Annotated in this window: 17 protein-coding genes and 2 pseudogenes; 7 read left to right on the top strand and 12 right to left on the bottom strand. The window is 59.9% G+C overall.

Going from position 1 to position 19,981, the window contains the following annotated elements:
• The first annotated feature begins 3 nt into the window (after positions 1–3).
• The 4 genes from AC2FNA_RS05960 to AC2FNA_RS05945 all read left to right on the top strand — a co-directional run bounded on the left by AC2FNA_RS05960 (position 4) and on the right by AC2FNA_RS05945 (position 3,794).
• Positions 4–843, top strand: a complete 840-nt coding sequence (locus tag AC2FNA_RS05960; protein WP_496825129.1) for an ABC transporter permease — start codon at positions 4–6, stop codon at positions 841–843.
• Positions 836–1,651, top strand: coding sequence for an ABC transporter permease (locus AC2FNA_RS05955; RefSeq protein ID WP_496825128.1), 816 nt, complete (start codon positions 836–838; stop codon positions 1,649–1,651). The genes AC2FNA_RS05960 and AC2FNA_RS05955 overlap by 8 nt, the downstream gene beginning before the upstream one ends.
• Positions 1,652–1,666: 15 nt before the next feature.
• Positions 1,667–2,638, top strand: coding sequence for an adenosine deaminase family protein (locus AC2FNA_RS05950; protein WP_496825127.1), 972 nt, complete (start codon positions 1,667–1,669; stop codon positions 2,636–2,638).
• 190 nt (positions 2,639–2,828) lie between these two features.
• Positions 2,829–3,794 (top strand): LysR family transcriptional regulator, encoded by a 966-nt coding sequence (locus AC2FNA_RS05945; RefSeq protein WP_496825126.1) that lies wholly within the window; start codon positions 2,829–2,831, stop codon positions 3,792–3,794.
• A gap of 151 nt (positions 3,795–3,945) precedes the next feature.
• Here the strand turns inward: AC2FNA_RS05945 and add are convergent.
• Positions 3,946–4,932 (bottom strand): annotated as a pseudogene (gene add, locus AC2FNA_RS05940) (adenosine deaminase).
• Between the two features lie 223 nt (positions 4,933–5,155).
• On the opposite strand from add, the gene AC2FNA_RS05935 reads away from it, so the two are divergent.
• A complete protein-coding gene (locus AC2FNA_RS05935; protein ID WP_496825125.1) occupies positions 5,156–5,848 on the top strand; it encodes a TetR family transcriptional regulator C-terminal domain-containing protein in 693 nt (230 codons plus the stop codon).
• Between the two features lie 214 nt (positions 5,849–6,062).
• Here AC2FNA_RS05935 and AC2FNA_RS05930 read toward each other — a convergent pair whose 3' ends face one another.
• From AC2FNA_RS05930 to AC2FNA_RS05890, 9 genes are read right to left on the bottom strand one after another with little or no spacing between them, the layout of a single operon-like run.
• On the bottom strand, positions 6,063–7,508 hold the full coding sequence (locus tag AC2FNA_RS05930) for an amidase (protein ID WP_496825124.1): 1,446 nt from the start codon (positions 7,506–7,508) through the stop codon (positions 6,063–6,065).
• A gap of 51 nt (positions 7,509–7,559) precedes the next feature.
• Positions 7,560–9,263 (bottom strand): AMP-binding protein, encoded by a 1,704-nt coding sequence (locus AC2FNA_RS05925; RefSeq protein ID WP_496825123.1) that lies wholly within the window; start codon positions 9,261–9,263, stop codon positions 7,560–7,562.
• Between the two features lie 3 nt (positions 9,264–9,266).
• Complete coding sequence (locus tag AC2FNA_RS05920) at positions 9,267–10,931, bottom strand: amidohydrolase (protein WP_496825122.1); 1,665 nt, start codon at positions 10,929–10,931, stop codon at positions 9,267–9,269.
• Positions 10,928–11,932, bottom strand: coding sequence for a branched-chain amino acid ABC transporter permease (locus AC2FNA_RS05915; RefSeq protein ID WP_496825121.1), 1,005 nt, complete (start codon positions 11,930–11,932; stop codon positions 10,928–10,930). The genes AC2FNA_RS05920 and AC2FNA_RS05915 overlap by 4 nt, the downstream gene beginning before the upstream one ends.
• 14 nt (positions 11,933–11,946) lie before the next feature.
• Entirely contained in the window at positions 11,947–12,825 is an 879-nt protein-coding gene (locus AC2FNA_RS05910) for a branched-chain amino acid ABC transporter permease (RefSeq protein ID WP_496825120.1), read from the bottom strand.
• Positions 12,826–12,828: 3 nt separating this feature from the next.
• Positions 12,829–13,545: an ABC transporter ATP-binding protein gene (locus AC2FNA_RS05905; protein WP_496825119.1), complete on the bottom strand. Its 717-nt coding sequence runs from the start codon at positions 13,543–13,545 to the stop codon at positions 12,829–12,831.
• Positions 13,542–14,270, bottom strand: coding sequence for an ABC transporter ATP-binding protein (locus AC2FNA_RS05900; protein WP_496825118.1), 729 nt, complete (start codon positions 14,268–14,270; stop codon positions 13,542–13,544). Before AC2FNA_RS05900 ends, AC2FNA_RS05905 begins: the two co-directional genes overlap by 4 nt.
• 46 nt (positions 14,271–14,316) lie before the next feature.
• Positions 14,317–15,624 carry an ABC transporter substrate-binding protein gene (locus AC2FNA_RS05895; RefSeq protein ID WP_496825117.1) on the bottom strand — a complete coding sequence of 436 codons (1,308 nt, stop codon included), beginning with the start codon at positions 15,622–15,624 and terminating at the stop codon, positions 14,317–14,319.
• 31 nt (positions 15,625–15,655) lie between these two features.
• A complete protein-coding gene (locus AC2FNA_RS05890) occupies positions 15,656–16,771 on the bottom strand; it encodes a class II histone deacetylase (protein ID WP_496825116.1) in 1,116 nt (371 codons plus the stop codon).
• Between the two features lie 195 nt (positions 16,772–16,966).
• Here AC2FNA_RS05890 and AC2FNA_RS05885 point away from each other — a divergent pair, with 195 nt between their 5' ends.
• Together AC2FNA_RS05885 and AC2FNA_RS05880 are read left to right on the top strand one after the other, a co-directional pair.
• Positions 16,967–17,665: a helix-turn-helix transcriptional regulator gene (locus AC2FNA_RS05885; protein WP_496825115.1), complete on the top strand. Its 699-nt coding sequence runs from the start codon at positions 16,967–16,969 to the stop codon at positions 17,663–17,665.
• 9 nt (positions 17,666–17,674) lie between these two features.
• A pseudogene (locus AC2FNA_RS05880) lies at positions 17,675–17,897 on the top strand (IS5/IS1182 family transposase); the annotation flags it as partial.
• Positions 17,898–18,106: 209 nt separating this feature from the next.
• On the opposite strand, the gene AC2FNA_RS05875 reads toward AC2FNA_RS05880, so the two are convergent.
• Positions 18,107–18,922, bottom strand: coding sequence for an efflux RND transporter periplasmic adaptor subunit (locus AC2FNA_RS05875; protein ID WP_496825114.1), 816 nt, complete (start codon positions 18,920–18,922; stop codon positions 18,107–18,109).
• An 8-nt stretch (positions 18,923–18,930) separates the two neighbouring features.
• The gene (locus tag AC2FNA_RS05870; RefSeq protein ID WP_496825269.1) at positions 18,931–19,713 is read right to left on the bottom strand and encodes a SapC family protein; all 783 of its coding nucleotides are present in this window, start codon (positions 19,711–19,713) and stop codon (positions 18,931–18,933) included.
• Between the last annotated feature and the right edge of the window lie 268 nt (positions 19,714–19,981).

The raw sequence follows: 19,981 nt of genomic DNA, 5'->3' as shown, positions 1-19,981 counted from the left end.
CCCATGCTGAGCGCCACCCAAAGAAACTGGGCCCTGTCGCTCCCGGCCTTCATCATCGTCGGGCTTCTGGCGGTCGTTCCTGCCGTGATGATGCTGACCTCGGCCTTTACCTCGCCAGATATCGAAGGTTTCACGCTGGCCAACTTCGAAAAGCTCTGGAACAGCAAACTGGCGTTTCAGGCGTTCTGGCGCACCATCCGCGTGGCGATCATCGTGACCCTGATCACGATTGTCCTGGGGTATCCGCTGGCCATCGGTTTTCTGCGGGCTGGCCCGCGGATGCAGTCAATCCTGCTGCCAATGCTTGTGTTCCCGTTGATGGTCTCGGTGGTGGTGCGCGCCTATGGCTGGATCGTGGTTCTCAGCCCGTCGGGCATCTTCAACCAAGTTCTTCTGGGCCTCGGGATCGTCTCCAGCCCGGTCGACCTGCTTTATTCGGAAACCGCCGTCATTCTTGGCGAAAGCCAGTTGCTGCTGCCCTACATGGTGCTGTCCCTTATGGCGAGCCTGCAAAAGGCGGACAGCAATCTGGAAGAAGCCTCGATGAGCCTCGGTGCGAACCCGGTCACGACCTTTTTCCGTATCGTCATCCCGATTAGCGTGCCGGGGCTCTTGACCGGAACCTTGCTGGTCTTCGCTTTGGCATTGACCGCGTTTGCGACCCCGCTTCTGCTGGGCGGTGGCTGGGCGCCGCTGCTGACAACGCTGATCTACACCTATGCCTTCACCACCTTCGACTGGTCGGCAGCCGCAGCGGTGGGACTTGTCCTCGTCATTCTGGCCCTGGCTTTTGTCTGGCTGCAGCGCTGGGTCTGGCAAAAGGTGATGAAATCCCATGAATAGTTTTCGTGCGGAAAACGCCCTTTTGATGGCGGGAAAAACACTGTCCGTTGCCATGATGGTGGCCGGCTTTCTCTTTTTGTTGGGGCCGATCGTCATCGTGGTGATTTCCTCCTTCACCTCGGCATCCTACCTGACATTCCCGCCACCGGAGTTTTCCCTGCGCTGGTATTACGAGGTCTTTTCGCTGTCGTGGTTCTCGCGCTCCATCGTTACGAGCTTTGTGATCGCGATCATCGCCACGGCGATTTCAGCGGTGATCGGCATACTCGTGGCGCGGGCGCTTGCTCGCGGCACATTCGGCGCCAAGGCAATCGTCGAATTCGTCGTGCTCACACCGTTGCTGCTGCCGATCGTCGTCCTGGGCTTCGGCCTGTTCAACCTGCTGGTAACCTTGGCGCTGGAAGGCAACAACTTTGTCAATCTGATCGGCGGCCACATCATGATCACGGTGCCATTTGTCGTGCGCTCCGTCTGGTCGGCGATGGCGGGCACGGACATCACGCTTGAGGAGGCAAGCCTCGGTCTTGGGGCCACTCCCTTCGAGACCTTCCGCAATGTGGTCTTGCCGATGGCCCGCCCGGGGATCGTTTCCGGCGGCATCCTCGCGTTCACCATGTCGTTCAACGACGTCTCGTTGTCGATTTTTCTGACCGGTCCGCGCGCCTCGACGCTGCCGGTCGAGATGATGGCCCATATCGAATATTCGGCTGACCCGACACCGGCGGCGATCTCGACCATCATGCTGGTGATCACCCTCATCATCTACGCCATCACCAGCCGCACGGTTGGTTTGAAAATATTCGCCTGAAAACAGGAGCACCCAATGACAAAGAACCATGCACATGGACCCATCCCGGATGGATTCTTCGCAGAAATCCCGAAGGTAGATATCCACTGTCACCTCTACGGCACCATCCGCGAAGCGACCTTGCAGGATTTCGTCCGCGAAACCTCGGCACCGCTGACCGAGGAAGACGTGGCGGGATACTACGTCCGAGGAGAAAAACCGCGTGGTGTCCTGCATGCTTTTCGGTTCATGGAAAAGCATATCTTTGGCACGGAAGACCGCCTCTACCGCGTGACGCGCGAATGCCTTGAAGACCTGCGCGCTGAGAACGTGCGCTATGCGGAACTGTTCTGGAACACCACCGGAACACTGTTGCATGCCCCCGACCTGTCGTTCGACGCGGCGCAAGGCGCACTCATTCAGGCAATGGAGGACGCGGAGCGCGATTTCGGTATCGTGTCCCGGATCATCCATTCGATCGACCGCGAAGCCAGTCCCGAAGACGCGGTCGTGATGATGGAACGCGCGCTGGCCGCGCCGCATCCCAGGATGATCGGCCTCGGCATCGACTATATGGAGGATGAACGTTTCCCGCCCGAAGGTTTCTGGAAAGCCTATCGGATGGCGCAGGAGGCAGAATGGAAGCTGACGGCACATGCCGGCGAGAACGGCAGCCATTGGCGCAATATCGAAACCTGTCTCGACCTTCTGAAGGTCGATCGCATCGACCATGGCTATACGGTTCTGGACAATCCGGACCTGCTGCAACGCTGCATTGACGAGGAAATCGTCTTTACGGTGGTGCCGACGAACACCCATTACCTGAACGTGTTGTCACCTGATGAATGGGCCGAAAAGCATCCGATCCGAGCGATGGGCCGGACCGGCCTGAAAACCCATCCCAACACCGATGATCCACCTTCCACAACACCTCTCCGAACACGGTCTGGAAAACGATGCACGCGGCCTTTGACTATGGTCTCGAAGATCTGCGCAGCTTCATGTTGAACGGTCTGGACGGTGCCTGGATTGACGACGCAACGCGGTGCGCGATGACCGAGCAGTTCCTGGATCTGTTCGACCAAGCGGTGAAGAAGCATGGCTTGCGCGATGCGTGACAGGACGGCAAGTGTCTCGACTCCAAGACCCCGACGTAAGGCCATTGCCAATCGCGCGTGAGATCAATCAGGATGCCCCTATGGAGCACCTGATTGATAAACTCGCAGTCAACCGCCACGATCCGCGCATCAGTCGGAGACATCTCTCCTATTTCTACGCTGCCGCGAAGGTGGAGAATTTCACTAAGGCCGCAAAGCTTTGCGGTGTAGCGCAGCCGTCGCTCTCCCGCGGCGTTTCCCTGCTGGAAGAGGCGATAAACGCAAAGCTCTTTGACCGGGTTGGGCGTTCGGTGAAACTGACGTCAAAGGGCAGAGAAATCTTTCCGGTCGTCGAGTTGTTGCTGAACCAGTTCGACGACATTTCCAGAGGCCTCACCAACGGCCTGCAGAAACCTTTTGCGGAGCTGAAGATTTCGGCAGTAACAAGCCTGACATCGAATTTCCTGCCGAGGTTGCTGAACCAGTTCGAGCATGAAAACCCCGGAATACAGGTTACGATCTATGACGGGCTCGACACGGATGTCTATAAGGAGGTTGAGGTCGGCGATACGGATATCGGGGTCGTTACTGAAATCAGAAGACCTGAAAGCTTTCGGATCAGTAAACTGTTCCGCGATCAATTGGCTCTCGTCGTTTCAGAAGAACACGCGCTGGCTGACCGGGAGTCGATTGAATTGAGAGATCTCGAACACGTGCGCATGACTTCATTCGCGAAAGCGACGGAAACCCACGCCGAACTAGCAGCAGCTTTTCATAGCGTTGGCCTGGATTACCATCCGGCCGCCACTGCCCGCTATCGCAGCACACTTATGGGGCTGGTCTTGCACCGCGGTCTGGCAACCTTGCTTCCCAGAATTGTCGCCGAGGAGCATCAGAACCCGCGGCTAAGGATTGTGCCGCTGGTCAATCCGGTGTTGCACCGGACGTATCATATGGTGATGCGCAAAGGTGGAAGCTTTAAGCCAGGGGTAGCGAGACTTGAACAGTTCTTGCGACGATCAGCAATGAATGCTGTGAGCCAAATGGGTGAAAGGGGCCTTGAATAGGCGTTGCGGGAGAAGAACGAAGTCGAAGACGAGCGGTCAAACCGTCATCTGCCCATATCTCAGTTTTTCTTGAGATTTCCGTGAAACGGATTGGATCTTCCTCTGATCTCTCGCGCCAAGAGTAGCGTAACATTTTATTATATAACAGTTTTTATGCGATGTGCGTCTTCAGGTGGGCTTCGAGTTCCTGCAAATGTGCCTTGCGCTGATCATCGCTGATCCAAGCGCCATCAAAGGCGTTTCGCATGAACTGCGTCATGTCTTCGGCACTGAAATCACCGTGCTGTTGCACCTGTTGCATGGTGTTGGTCAGATACCGGCTTGCGAATTCCTCAGGATCGTCGGTGTTAAGGCACACACGCAGCCCCAGATCCAGCATCTTGCGCTAGGCCGCCAAACGCCGCGGTTCCGGGTCTGACGGACGCCATGTCGGGCACATGGTCAAAGTGATCTTGCGGTCCCGCACAACGTCAATCAGCGCCGGGTCATCCAGTACATGCAACCCATGATCAATGCGTTCCAGACCCAGCTTGTGCACACATTGGTTTGCATGCTCGACCGCGTTTTTCTGATCGCAATCACAATGCGCCGTCAGACGATAACCTTCCTCACGGGCACGGTCGTAAAAGTGCTGGAACTTGATCGGAGGATTGCCTTCCTCGTAGGAATCCAACCCCACCCCGAGGATATCGTCCCGGTGCGTTTCCGCGAGGTCCAGCATCTCCATCGCGCTTTCCAACGAGCGCTCGCGGTTCATGCACATGATCAACCCGGTCGAGACCTCCGACGCGCGACACGCGGTCTTCAGTGCATCCATCATCTCGTCGAAACCGACACCACGATCAATATGCTGCTGCGGGTCAAAAAACATCTCAACGTGACGGATGTTTTCGACCTGACACCTGTTCAGGAATTCCTGCGTAATGTCGAAGATGTCCTGTCCAGTACGCAGAACGCTGGAGCACATGTAGTGGTAATCGAGAAAATTCTTCAGCGCGGGCGTGCCATAGTCCTGAGCCGCAAGAAGTTGCGCCTCTGTGGCATAGGGAATGTCGACACCATTGCGGTTCGCCAATTCCAGAACCTTGGCCGCCGACACAGTTCCTTCAATGTGTATGTGCAACTCGGCCTTGGGCATCGAGGCAATGAATTCGGACATGTTCATGGGCAGTCACCCGCCTTTCCGCACCACTTGATAAATTTACACCATTTGGTGCAGATATGAGTTTGTCAACGAAAACCTATCGTGCATACTGGAACTCAGGAGTCGACAGCGAGATCAGCACGAGCGGGTTTACACGTTTCCGATCCGGCGCCCGCGAATAGGTACGGGGGTGGCTCGGTGAAAAGGAAGAAGTTCGATGAACGGCAAGCGCGGAAAGACAGATCAATCCATGGTTCCAGCTACGCAATCGACGACGGTTCCGGAAGCAGCTTCAAAGCCGCGACGGGTCAACCACGTGCGGGCGAAAAGGATGCAAAGCATCATGGATGCCGCCGAGATCGAATTTGCCAGCAACGGCCTGAGTGGCACTTCGGTTCAGTCCATTGCCGACCGTGCCGGGCTACAGAAGCGGCAGGTGCTCTATTTCTTCAACAGCAAGGAGAGCCTTTACACAGACGTTATCGACCGCATTTTCCGAGAGTGGCGCAGCCTCAGCCCCAGTGATCGTGAGGGTTCGCCGAAGGCTGTAATTTCCGACTACATCGAGCATATTTTTCTACAAGCCGAAACCAAACCCCACCAAAGCAAGTTGCTGATTTCCGAAATGCTATCGGGTGGTGCCTTTGGCATCGAAGCGATGGAGAGGCGGGGATCTCGATCGATCGTGGCACGCTCCATCGCGCTGCTTCAAGGGTACATGGACGAAGGCGTTATGCGGCGAACCGATCCGTTTGCCTTCCTCTTTCAAATCTGGAGCGCCCAGCACTTCTATGTCGCTTTCAGTCCAGAAGTGGCTTTCTTCCTCGACAAAGATCAAATGGACCACGAGGACTGGACCCGATTTCGAGATCAGACAAAGGCATTTGCCTTATCGTTTTTTAAGGACTGACAGCCGACAACGAACGCTGGATGAACTTGAATTTTGGCGTGGCATGGCTCTTTAGCCGTCAGGTTCGCCGAACTGACGACTACGAGGGCTCGTACGCCCCGAAAGGGGCGCATGTCCATGACAAGGCGCTCGCCAAGAGCATCTTCGATTGGGTCAAGGCTCGCTCAACTCACCTCTCCCGATGGCTTGCGCCAACGCCCGGCCTCCCCAGTCTTCAGAGATTGGCGACAGAAACCGCCGGGCGGCGCGCGGACCAGTCTGTCGCGTCTTCTAACTGGGCCGACAGGTTCAGCAGAATATCCTCTCGTGCCAGCGACGCCGCGATCTGCACACCGGCCGGCAGCCCCTCGACCAGGCCGGTGGGCACGGTGATCGCGGGTTGGCCTGTCACGTTGAAAGGCGCGGTCGCGTTGAAGCGGCTGAAGAGCTCATCATAGAACCGCCGCGCGCTCCAGTCGGGATGGTTCTGGTCCAGCACGCCCAGCGGAATGGGCGGTGCGGCAAAGGGCGGCAGGATCACGGCATCGTAGCCTGCAAAGAACGCGCCCATCTGGTGACCGGTCATGCCCATGATCTGCACCGCTTCCATCATGTCGACCGCGGACATGGCCTGACCATCCTCGATCCCCTTCAATGTGCAGGTTTCGTACACGTCCGTGCTGGCCGGAATACCAAAAGCCGTCGTGAGCGTCTGAGAGGCGGCGGCCAGCGTGGCCATCCAGAACCGGTAGTTCGCCCTGTGAAACTGTTCCTGGTCCAGTGGGATGTGGTCGATTTCCTCGACGTTGTGGCCAAGGTTGGCAAGAAGTTTTCCGACGCGAACGACCTCGGCCGAGATACCTGCATCGGTCGGGGCGGCGCCCTGAAAACCGGTTGGCGCGATGGCGATCCTGAGGCCCTGCATCGGGCGCTTGATGCAGTCGCCATAGGGCGTCTGCGGGTTTGCGAGAGGGATGAACGAACCCGCCTCGGGGCCCGCAACCAGATCGAGCAGTGCTGCGGCATCTCGCGTTGTGCGGGTGACCGCGAATTCGTGCCCGAGCCCCAGAATGGCAAGCTGCGCATCCGGGCCAAGCGGTGTGCGCCCCCGGCTGGGTTTGAGCCCGATCACCCCGCAACAGGCCGCAGGGATACGGATCGACCCGCCGCCGTCATTGGCATGGGCCATGGGCACGACCCCGGCGGCCACGGCGGCGGCGGCACCGCCGCTGGACCCGCCGGTGGTGCGGGACGGGTCCCAGGGGTTACGGCTGGGCCCCGTGGCGACGGATTCGGTCGTTGCATTGAACCCGAATTCCGGCGTGGTGGTGCGCCCCAGGGTGTTCAGCCCCGCCGCCTTGAAACGGCGCATCAATTCACCATCGTGCGGCGCGACATACACGTCGTTGTCCAGCAAACGCGTGCCCATCCCCTGCGGCACCCCCGCCGCCGTCATCATGATATCCTTGATCAGAAAGGGCACCCCGGCGAAAGCGCCGGAACTGTCACCGGCAATGGGCGGCTCGATGGCATCCACCATGAAATTCAGCTGCGGGTTCACGGCGGCAATGCCGCGCCGCGCCGCGTCGGTTAGCTCGTCCGCCGAAACCTCTTTGCGGGCAACCAGTTCAGCCAGCCCCGTGGCGTCATAAGAGGCGTATTCGCTCAGCTTCATGTTCATCTCTCCTGTCTCTGGGTCGACACTTGTCGTGGCAAGGCGTTAGTCCGAGGCCTAGGCCTGGCCCAGCATTTCGACCATCCGGTCGCGCATGATGAATTTCTGGGGTTTGCCGGTGATGGTCATCGGCAGCTCTGTCACGATGCGGACGTGCCGGGGCACCTTGAAATGGGCGATTTGCCCCTGGCAATGGGCGCGCACGTCTTCGGCGGTGATCTCGCGCCCGGGTTTGGCGACGACCCAGGCACAGACCTCTTCGCCCATTCGGGCGTCGGGAATGCCAAAGACCTGGACCTCTTTGATGTCGGGATGGCCGAACAGGAATTCCTCGATCTCGCGTGGATAGATGTTCTCGCCGCCTCGGATGATCATGTCCTTGACCCGCCCGGTGACCGTGCAGAACCCGTCTGCGTCCAGAACGGCCAGGTCGCCGGTATGCATCCAGCCATCGCGGATCGCCTCGGCGGTGCGCTCCGGGTCGTCCCAATAGCCCTGCATCACCGAATAGCCGCGCGTACACAGCTCTCCCTGAACGCCCACGGGCACGGTCTGGCCGGTGTCATCGACGATTCGGACCTCCAGGTGGGGGTGGATCCGGCCCACGGTTTCGCACCGCTTTTCGGTGCTGTCGTCGACAAAGCTCTGAAAAGACACGGGCGAGGTTTCGGTCATGCCGTAGCAGATCGTCACCTCGCCCATGTGCATCCGGTCGTTGACCTGTTTCATCACATCGACCGGACAGGGAGACCCCGCCATGATACCCGTGCGCAGCGACGACAGATCGCGCGGAGTTGCAGACAATTCCTGCAACATCGCCACAAACATCGTCGGCACACCATAAAGCGCCGTGCAGCGTTCGGCCTCGACCGTGTCCAGCGTCTGGGCCGGGTCAAAGGCTTCGCCCGGAAACACCATCGCCGCACCCTTGCTGACGGCCCCAAGCACGCCCATCACCATGCCGAAACAGTGATAGAGCGGCACCGGGATCGCCAGCCTGTCCCGTTCCGTCAGGTTGATCCGGTCGGTCACGAACCGCGCGTTGTTGACGATGTTGCGATGCGTCAGTGTGGCCCCCTTGGGCTGGCCCGTCGTGCCCGAGGTGAACTGGATGTTGATCGGATCGTCCGCGCGCAACGTCTTGTCGATTTCCGGCAGGCGGGCCCGGTGTTCGGCGGTGCCCATGCGGGCAATGTCGCCAAACGCCCATTCACCGGATTGGCCTGCATTATCGCCCATGACGATCACATGCCGCAGTTCGGGGAGCTTTTCTGCCCGCAGCCTACCCTTCTCGAAATTTGCCAGTTCCGGCGCGAGGGTACGGATCATTTCAACATAATCCGAGGTCTTGAACGCAGGCGCCAGCACCAGCGCCTTGCACCCCACCTTGTTCAGGGCGTATTCCAGCTCGCTCAGGCGGTAGGCCGGGTTGATGTTGACCAGGATCACGCCGATCCTTGCAGTGGCGAATTGCGTCAGAACCCATTCGATCCGGTTGGGCGACCAGATGCCGAGACGGTCGCCCTTTTGCAGCCCAAGCGCCAGAAACCCGCAGGCAAGGTCATCTACCGCTTGCGAAAACGCGTCATAGCTCAGCCGCGCATCCCCAAAGATCAGCGCATCACTGGCCCCGCCGCGCCGGGCGGTTTCGCGCAGCAATTGCGGGATCGTCGCGCCGGACAGTTCCGGCTGGCAACCCCCCTGAACATGGGAAAGACCATCCCGCGCAGCCAATGCGGCAGCCTCGTTTCGCTGTGCCATCTCCTAAGCCTCCCAAGTTGTTTCGCCGCCGCACAGCGTCAGCGCGGCACGGGCCGTGTCGATCTCTTCAGGGTCAAGCGCCTCGAGATCCCGGTCCATCACGACGATATCAGCCTGCATCCCCGGCGCGATACGGCCAAGGCGGTTTTCATCGAAACCGGCGTAGGCACCACCAGCCGTATAGCCATGTAGCGCCTCTGTCAGAGACAGCCTGTTGTCCGGGCAATTCTCGCTCCACCGTTCACGAACCATCGCGGCCTTGATGCCGCGCATCGGGTCGATGTCCGACACCGGCCAATCCGATGAAAAGGCAAGCGGGACACCGTCGCTCAATAGGGCACGGACCGGAAACGCCTGCGGCCAGCGCCCCTTGCCAGCCTTGCTGCGCCACGGCTCCAGCGGGAAATCCATGGCGCCCGGCGGATGCGGCGGCTGCATGGAGGCCACGACGCCCAGTTCGCGCAGGCGATGGGCATCGTCGGGATGCAAAAGCTCGATATGTTCGATCCGGTGGCGGCTGTCGCGTGCGCCATTGGCCCTGCGTGCGGCCCCATACCCATCCAACACGCGCCGGACGGCAGCGTCACCGATGGCATGAACACTGATCTGCAGCCCGCGCCTGTCGGCCTCGATCGCGGCAGCGGCGAAATGTTCGGCCGAATGCAAGGCCTCGCCACTCCAACCGGCGCGGTCGGTATAGTCTCCGACCAGAAACGCCGTGCCGCTGTCGATCACTCCGTCCATGAACATCTTGATCCGCCCCGACCGTAGGCGGTCAGAGCGATAGGTTTCATGCATCCAACTGGCCTCTTCCAGCGTACTCAATTGCTTATCTGGGGTCAGGTGGAACGGTACTTCGGTGCGGCAGATCAATTCGCCCCGCTCTTCGAGATCGCGAAGCAGGGCCAGCTGATAAAGGTTTCCGTCCATGTTGTGCAGGCTGGTGAAGCCGAAAGAGGCGCAATATGCCAGCCCTTCCTTTATCACGCGCAGATCGTCATCGCGCTGCGCCGGGGTCAACCCGTCACCGGGTTCCAGCCCCATCAACCCGAGGTTTTCCCGCCCGCCGGAAGAGCGTAGCGACAAGACCGGATCAATCGCCGCCTGTTCGCGTAATTCGCCAGTGGCCGTGCCGTCGGGGGCCATGACGATCTCGTTGCCCGTGGGCAGGTCGCGTCCATGCAATACGCCCGCGCGCTGCAACGCAGCCGTATTGGCCCAGGCGGTATGATGATCCCCCGCGATCAGGATGAACGGGCGGTCGCGCAATATGTCATCCAGCAAGTGCCGTGTGGTGGCAACACCATCGCCAAACAGGGAATAATCCGCCGCCTTGCAGATCAGCAGCGCCGCATCGGGGTTGGCCGCCGCATAGGGATGCAACTTGTCCCGCAGCGCCGTCGCCCCGCGCACATTGTCGAGATGCAGCATACGCAGGCCAGCAGCCCCCAGAAACAGGTGCAAATGCGCCTCGACCATGCCGGGCATCACCGTGTTGCCCTGCGCGTTGAAGCGGCGTGTTTTGGGGCCAGCGAACGCGGCGATTTCGTCGCGCGCACCCACCGCCAGGATCGTCCCGCCCCGCAGAGCGACGGCCTCGGCCCGTGGCGCGGCTGCATTCATGGTCAGCACGCGGCCGTTTTCGATGATGACATCCGCCTTGGTCATAGCTTCGACCCTTCTTCGTTTTTCGAAGCCTTTCGGCCCAGCATTTGGCGAAGCTGCCGCACTGACCCGGCCAGCCCCTTGGGCATCACCACGACAAAGACGATCAGCGCCACGCCCAGGATGAGATCACGCGCGTCGCCCATACCCTTGGAAAACTCAATGATCAGCATCATCGTGCCCGCCCCGATGATCGGCCCCCAGGTCGACCCCACGCCGCCAACGACGACCATCGACAACACGAACAGCAGCGTCGAGAAATCGAACAGGCTGGGCCCGGCGGCGCGGAAATGCCCGGCATAGATCGCCCCGGCCATTCCGGTCAGAAAGGCCGATATGGCAAAGGCCGCGATCTGGTATTTCCGGCGGTCGATGCCGCGACTGCTGGCATAGCCGACATTGTCGCGGATGGCGCGAAACGCCAGGCCCAGCCGCCCGTGGATGATCACGACAATGCCCAGGATCGTCACGGCAAAGGCCAGCAGGGCGACATAGTAGTTCCCCAGGATCCAGTTGCCCCGAAGCAGTTTCCGGAACCCGAAATCTTCGAACTGAGAGAAACCTGCCGCCCCGCCGAACATTTGCTGGCAAGAGTTGCGGACCATCGTGAAACACTCGGTCTCGGTGATGATCAGGACATGAATCATCCCGACGATGGCAAAGGTCAGCAGGGCCACATAGGCACCCGTAAGGCGCAGGCAGGCCAGCCCGATGAAAAAGGCCAGGATCGCCGAAACGATGGCAGCCAGCGGCAGCGCCGCCCAGATGGAAATACCAAGATAGGACGTGCTCATCGCGACGGCATAGGCGCCGGTGGCAAAGAACAGCATCTGGGCCAGCGAAAAGACACCGGCATGCCCCATCAGCAGGTTCCAGTTCATCGCGACCATGGCCCAGAGAAAGAACAGGATAACCTCGCCCAGCAGGTATCGCTGTGTCATGATCAGGGGCAGCGCGGCAAAGCCCGCGACGATCAGCACCGACACCAGAAGATGCCGTTTCAAGGAATGTGACTGGTTCATAGGCGCACCACCCTTTCACGGCCAAAGAGGCCCTGTGGTCGCCAGATCAAAAGCAGGATCACCAGCATGAGCATGGTCGGAAATCCGAACCGCACGCCGAAGTAATACCCGATCGCTGCCTCCAAAAGCGCGAGGCCGAAGGCGCAAAGCCCTGCGCCCCAGACATTGCCCAGCCCGGCGACCACGCAGATCACGAAGGCCTTCAGCAGCGGGTCACCCCCCATCTGCGGCGACAGCGTCGCCTGGGTCGAGATCATCAGCCCCGCGACCCCGGCCAGCATCCCCGCCAGTGCCATGACCTGCAAAAACACCGTATCGGCCTTGACCCCCATCAGCATCGCGGCTTCGCGGTTCATCGCCGTCGCCCGGATTGCCCGGCCAAAGCGGGTTTTCATCAACAGCCACGCCGTCCCCAGGATCAACGCCAAGGCCACCCCAACATTGGTCAGCGCCTGAAGCGTGATGCTCACGCCGCCAAGCTGGGCAAGGCCCTCAACCCGGACGACCTGCGGATAGGGGTAGCCGCCATAGATCTTGAGCACGATGTCCTGCAACACGATCCCAAGCCCTGCGGTCGCGACCATGACGTTCATTCCGAAATCCGGCGTGCCCAGCATGAAGCGCACGATCAGAAGATGCGTCAGCACACCGATCACCGCGCCTGCGGCCATCGCGGCCACAAACCCCAGAAACAAGGGCAGTTGAAACGCATTCGCCGCCGAATAGGCGACATAGGCGCCCAGCGTCATGAACAGCCCATGGGCCATGTTGAACATGCCCAACGTGCCAAAGATCAGCGACAGCCCGACCGAGGCCAGCGCATACATCGCGCCAAGCGTCACGCCTGTAAAGAAAATCTGGATGAGCACATCCATGGGTCAATGCCCTCCAAGATATGTCTTGAGAATGTCGCCCGAGTCCCGCGCCTCGGCGGTGCTGCCCTGCCAGACGATATGGCCGGCATCCATCAGGCAGATCCGATCCGCGAAATGCATGAGACGGCTGGGATTTTCCTCGACCACCAGAAACGCTTTGCCTCGGGCGCGTAACTGGTCCAGCGCCTCGTAGATCTGTTCGATCACCAAGGGAGCGAGACCCAGCGACGGCTCGTCCAGCATGATCAACCGTGCTTCCGACATCAGGCCGCGCCCGATCCCCACCATGCGCCTTTCGCCCCCCGACAGGCCGCTTGTGATCTGGTTACGCCGATCCTTCAGCTTGGGGAACAACTGATAGACATCGGCCAGACGCTGGGCGATCTCGGCCTTGTCCGACGCCAGATAGGCGCCCATCAAAAGGTTGTCCTCCACCGTCATCTCGGTGAAAAGCTGATCGCCTTGCGGGACGTGGATCAGACCGGCCTCGACGCGCTTTTGCACCGACATCCGGCTGGCGTCCTGCCCGTCGAATGTGATCTTGCCTTGGCGAAGAGGAAGAAACCCCGACAATGTCCGCAACAGTGTTGTCTTGCCGTGCCCGTTGGGGCCGATCAACGCCAGCACGCCTTGCTGCGGAATCTCGATTGAAACGCCATGCAGCACAGGCCGGTTCAGGTAGCCTGACACCAGATTTTCACACGATAACAATTGGGTCATGCCGCGCCTCCAAGCCCGGCGCTGCCCAGATAAACCTCGGCAACGGTCTTGTCATTGGCCAGCCCGCCGGGCGTTCCGTCATAGATGATGCGGCCCTGATGCATCATGACGGCGCGGTCCGCGACCGCGGTCAGGAAACGCATGACATGTTCGATGAACACCAGCGTCATGCCGCGTGATTTGAGCGTGAGCATCAGTTCGATCAATTCGTCAATCTCGGGCGGCGTCAGGCCGCCAACGGGTTCGTCCAGCAACAGGATGTCCGGCTCGCTGATCAGGGCCGTGGCGATCATCAGTTTCTTTCGCGCGAGGATGGGAATGCCCGCAACCGGTTCCGACGCGATGTCGGCCAGCCCGACCTCTTCCAGAAGCGCCTGTGTTGCCTGGCTGTCGGCCCGCGCCGTCAGCAGCCATCCCCCGGCGCTGCGGCGCCCGAAGGCGCGCGCGGCCAACAGGTTCTCAAACACTGTCATGTTGTCGAACCCGGAATTCAGCTGGAATGTCCGCGCCATGCCAAGCTGGCACAGACGATGCGGCGCAAGACCGGTAATGTCCTGATCCCGAAAGCGAATTGTGCCCTCGGTGGTGCGGGTCAACCCGCTGATCAGGTCGAAAAAGGTTGTCTTGCCCGCACCGTTGGGGCCGCCGATGCCGACAACCTCGCCACGGTCGACGGCGAAATCCACCCCGTCGACCGCGGCAAGGGCTCCGTAGCGCTTGGTCACGCCACGGAGCTCGAGGAAGCCATGTGCCCCTTCTGCCGTCAAAGCCTCAGCCCTTCATCCAGGGCGGAGTCTTGAACCCGGCCTTTTTGTAGGGCGCCGGGGCGATCAACACGCCATCTTCCGCCTTGTCGAAAATCTGGCTGAAGATATGCGGCATCCCAAGGCTCGGGTCGTTGGTTTCGGTCGGATAGCTATAGGCCGATTGGGTATCGGCATGGAAACGCATCGTCCCCACCGGCCCGCGATAGATCAGCGACCGCAGGCGGTCGGCAACCGCCTTGTTCTGCACATCGTCATAGGGCGCACCCGGCCCACCGGCCAAGGCGGCGGCAATGGAGTAGGCATATAGCGCCGAATAGGTTTGGACGCCGGAGGCCGTCGATGACAGATCGCCATAGCGTTCCTTGTAGGCCTTGGCAAAGGCATCGCCTATTTCGTCCTGCAAGGTGCCAAGCACGACTGCGTAGGTCACACCAACCGAGTTGTCCCCGGCAATGTCGCGGAACGCGGCCAGCGAAGCGCCATATTGCAGATAGACAAGGCTGTTTGTCGGGTCGGTCATGAACTGGTTCATGAACAGCGCCTGATCCTGCGGATAGAAGTGCGTGACGACGATCACCGCCGGGGGATCGGCGCGCAGCTTGGCCAGGGTCGGCCCCCAGTCGGATACCGGAATGGCCACCGTTTCATAGAGCGAGACATCATAACCATATTCACCGGCCCCATCGCGGATGGCATTGGCGATGTTTACCGAATAGATGCCCGGCCCGGTGATGATCGCGATCTTGTTGTTCGGGCGGCTGAATTCGCCATTGTCCTCGATATCCTTGAGGAACTTGAGGAAGCCGCCGCCATACAGCGTCTCGGGCGGATCGTACTGGAAGGTGCCCCAATACCGGTCGGGATCGGATTTCACCATTTCGTCATGCACGGCCACGGTGTTGGCATGCATCGCGATGATTCCGGCATCGGCGGCCACATCATGCAGCGCGGTGCCGTTTTCCAAGTTATAGCCCGCAATCAGGGCGCTGGCGTTGTCCCGGTCGATCAGCCGCTGAGCGGACTGGATGACAACATCGACCCCCTTGCTTTGCGTGTCGGCAAAGACCAACTCGATCGGACGGCCTAGAATGCCGCCAACCGCGTTGATCTCGTCCGCCGCCATCTGGATGCCGCGCTGGAATTCGATCCCGTCCGCGGCGACGATCCCGGTCAGAGGCGCCGGGCAGCCGATCACCACCGGATCGGACGATTGCGCCTGTGCCGCACTGTTTAGCCCGGCCAGCATCGCGGCCGAGCCCGTGGCCATGCTGGCGCCTTTCAGAAACCCGCGCCGGGTTTGGGTATGTTTCAAGTCTTTGGTCATATGGACCTCCCTGGATGTGTCAGTTTGAGAAATGCGCGTCTTTCGCGCGCTTGATTGCGGCGGCCTGATCGTTGCTCAGGGCCTGACCGCCATAATTCGCGATGAAGTCGGCATAGGGATCGGGCAGCGAATCGGATGCGCCGCTCAGTTCTTCGAGAACCGCCAATCCGCAATAGGGAACATAGACAGGCGAATACCCGCCTTCATGCGTCATCACGATACGCCCCTGGCAATGCCTGTCGGCCAACGCCATCACCTGGCGCGTCATCCAGCGGAAATCCTCGGATGACAGCATGCAGACACCCAGCGGATCGACAGCCGAGGCATCGTAGCCGCAAGGTAAAACGATCAGTTCGGGCGCGAACGCATCAAGCGCCGGAATGACGATCTGTTCGAATGCTTCGCGGTAGGCGCCCGAACCCGAACCCGGCGGCAGCGGGACGTTGATATTGCTGTTGCCCGCTCCCTTTACCTCGATGCCGCCCGAATCCAGCGGAAAGAGGTTGTCCTGATGAAGCGATATCGTCAGCACTCCGGGATCGTTCAGGAATACGGCCTCGGTTCCGTTGCCGTGATGCACATCCCAGTCCACAACGGCGATCCGCGTAAGGCCGTGGGTTTTCTGGACATGCCGGATGCCCAGGGCCGCATTGGCCAACAGGCAGAACCCCATCGCCAGATCAGGCAGTGCGTGATGCCCGGGCGGGCGGCACAGCACATAGGCATTATCCACGGCGCCGGTCATCACGGCGTCCATCGCCGTGATGACGCCGCCCACGGCGAGACGCGCGATCTCCAGGCTGGCAGGACCTGCCGGGGTCAGCTCGCCCACATCGCCGCCACCCTGTTTGCAGACCGCGGCCAGATGGTCGATGTGGCTTTGCGGATGAACCATGCGGATCACATCATCCATCGCCCGCTCGGGCCGAAGAAGAGAAAGGTGGTCCCAAAGCCCCGTCGCCTGAACAAGGTTCTGGAGACGGCGTTTGGTTTCGGGGTTCTCGAAATGCTCCGCCGGCTGAATGGTCAGGCTGGGCGCCATCGAGCCGCACCAGTTCTGGGTGTCATGCCAGTAATACAGCTCCGATGCGACAAGGGCCGTCCGGCGCGAGCAGGTTGTATTTTTGTGAAACATGACGTCCTCCCACCTTTAGGTTCCACCAAGCAGGAAAACGTTCAATACCACCAGAGTAGTATTGATGTGCATTTTTTTCACTGATATGGTATTATCAACTCGGAGGACAGGACCATTCTGCAAGGAAAATCAAAAGAGTACGAGTTCTTTGGCCAATTGTGCGCCGCTCGCTCGATCGAGGATTTCGCAAGCGTCGTGGTCCCGTTCTGTCGCGATGTCTTTTCGGTTCAAAGCGTTCTGGCGATCCGTTTTCACCGCGGCAGCGCGCCGGAATCACTGTTCAAATGGGTTCTGGAAGATCACCTCGAAGCGATGTTCGACCGGGACTATACCCGGTTCGGATACCTGCTCGATCCGTTTTACAAACTGGCCATGGAAACCGAAGACTGGGTAGCCTGCCCACTGCGCGAGATCGCACCCGACCGCTTCGAGACAAGCGAATATTACTCGAACTATTTCGGACCAATGGGACTGGTCGACGACATGGGTTTCGTCGCCCGGGTCGATGACGACACCTCGGTGAACATGTCCATAGGCCGCCACGCCGGAAAACGCCGGTTTCGGGCCAGCGAAATCGCCAGGTTCCGGGCCCTGTCGACGGTGCTGGTGCCAAGCCTGTTGTCTGTTCTGGGTAAGCCGGCAAAACGGGATATAGGCGCTCCTGCCTCGCTGGAACATCGCTTTCGGTTGATTTCCCAGGACGGAGAGGATGAAATCTCGGACCGCGAAGCCGAAGTGGCAACACTCATCGTTCAGGGTCATTCCAGCCGGGCCATCGGTTACAAGCTCGGCATCTCGGGGAACACGGTCAAGGTGCACCGGCGCAATATCTACAAGAAACTGAACATTTCATCGCAAAGCGAACTGTTCGGGTTGTTGACCCAAAATGCCTGACTGAACAACCTACAGGCACATCGCACCGCGTCCAGCCTGGGCGTGAAAAAGGGCGGGCGTGGACGCCTGATCGGCCGCACCAAGGGCGGCACGAACACCAAGCTGCATGCCATCTGCGACAGCATAGGCCGCCCGCTCGACTTCTTCGTTTCCGCAGGGCAGGTCAGCGATTACATCGGTGCGCGCGCTGTTCTGCAGCCTGCCGACCGTGAACTGGCTGATCGGGGACCGGAGCTAGGCGAAGACGAAGCTTGCAGGAATTCGCTTCCACCCACGCCTCGGTCTGCAAGCCTCTCAATTCGAAGCGCAGCCTCACCAGCCGTCAGAATTTCAAGCTGAGCCGCACCGCTGCTTTCGCCGGATGGAGGGGTTATTTGGCGGGGTCGTAGAGCAGGGGGCCTGCGCCTGGTGAGATTGGCTGGACATTGTTTGCCTGCATCCTCAATCCGATGCTGACGCTTCGCCGTCACCGCCGAAGGCAACCTTGCAACGATGCCCGGCGGGAATGGCAAGTTCCGGATTGTCCAAGCGAAGATGCACTCCGAATGTGCCGCTGGCCACGTCGAACACCCGGTCGATGCGAAATATCTCTGCCCGGTAGACTCCGTCGACGGGCAGGGCCGGGCGGACTTGGGCCACGTCACCATTCTGTATCGTGTTGTATTCTGCGACTGGCAGGAAGGTGATCACATCCAGCGGGTCAAGTCCGACGATTGTCGCAAAGCGCCCTTCCTGAGGCAGGTATTCGCCGTCGTCGAAGTATCGTTCCAGCACGATCCCGTCGATCGGGCTGTGGATTTCGAGCAGAGACAACACCGCCTCGGCGCGCTTCAGTTCTTCCATCGCGAGGCGGCGGGCGAGTTCCGCGCGGACCAGAACCGATCGGGCGGATTCAACAGCCGTCTGGATCTCCTCCAGAACCTCGCGGCTTACGACGCCCCGCGTCGAAAGTTCCTGTGTCCGCGCAAGCCTCGCTTCAAGAAATGCAAGCTGGGACTTCTGCGCTTCGATTTCCGACGTGTCGTCGGCACGCAGGCGCAGCATCTCGACCGTGGCACGCTGAATCGTCGAGTCGAGTTCGGCGAGGAGTTGCCCCTTTTCGACCTGTTCCCCCGGTTCGACATGAACCCGCGCCACGACGCCGCCGGAGGAGCCGGCGACGTCAACAGTCTCGGAGGGATCGATCACGCAGTCGTAGACCTCGGCACCACAGGGCGTTGCCGCCAGAGCCGCAGCGAAAACAATTGCCGCGCGCATCGACAGCGTCAGGCCTCTGCCATCGGTACGGGCGCGTCATCCGTGTCAGTCGGCTGCTCTGCCTCGGTGGATCCGGTATTGGCGCGCTCCAGCATACGATGGAAATGGCGCATCGACGAAAGGTGCAAGTAGATGCATTCCAGTTCATCCTTGCGGCAGAGATCGGCCAGAACATCGCCGGATAGCGCCTTCAGTTTTTCGCGGTCGACGACCTGAAAACCGCCCAACGTCCGCTTCTGGCCAGCGCCCAGTGAGAACTCGGCCTGCATCGGAACCAGAAGATCGAGTTCTTTAAGCCGCTTGCAAAAGGCCTGAGTGCGGGCAAAGCCGGCCTGATAGTCCTGCAGGAATTTCAGTACCGATTTCAGATAGCCGGTCTGTTCGCCGTCCGAATCGAACAACCGCTCGCCGCGACCGTCGCGGTTTGCCCCCTCGAACTCTTCGTCCACCAAAAGGGTGAACTGATTTTTTTCCTTGTCTAGCGAGAAGACGAATGGATAACGCCGGGCGAAGGCCGGGATGTAGCTGCCGACCCAGTTGCCGTCGGCATCCACGGCCAGGTTTTCGTCGTCGCGGGTGCCGACGATGATGGCGGGCACCACGTCATCGCCATTTCCAGCGAATACGATCGGATGAGTGCCGGCGGCGGGACCGAATTCAAGCGCGGTGAGCGGAATTGAATTCGTATGACGCGCGAAGGCGTAGGTTTTTCCACTGCTGATGGAAAGGTCGCCATGCCGCTTGGCGCTGACCGGAACGGCCGTTTTGTAGAAAAGTTGTTGCACGGGCATGGTCAATCTATCCCTTCAGATGTCATTGTTTTCTCTTCTGAAACTATTGGGCCCCTAAACTAATTTGTAGCCAAAAGCCCCCGTTTTGTCTAAGCTTTTTAGCATTGGTAAGCGTTTTGCCGCACGATGCTTCGCCAAGAGTCTGCATTTTTAGAGTGTCGCCGCCGGGGGATTTTGTCCATGTCATTCCCATTCATTCGGGGCCTGAAGATTCCACGTTCGCGCAGCGACAGTAGGTCGCTTTATGCTCGCAAATCAGGCACTAGCG

The organism is Ruegeria sp. YKSD163 (assembly GCF_059612905.1).
The sequence above is the reverse complement of the archived record's forward strand: the minus strand, read 5'-3'. Positions and strand labels throughout refer to the sequence as shown.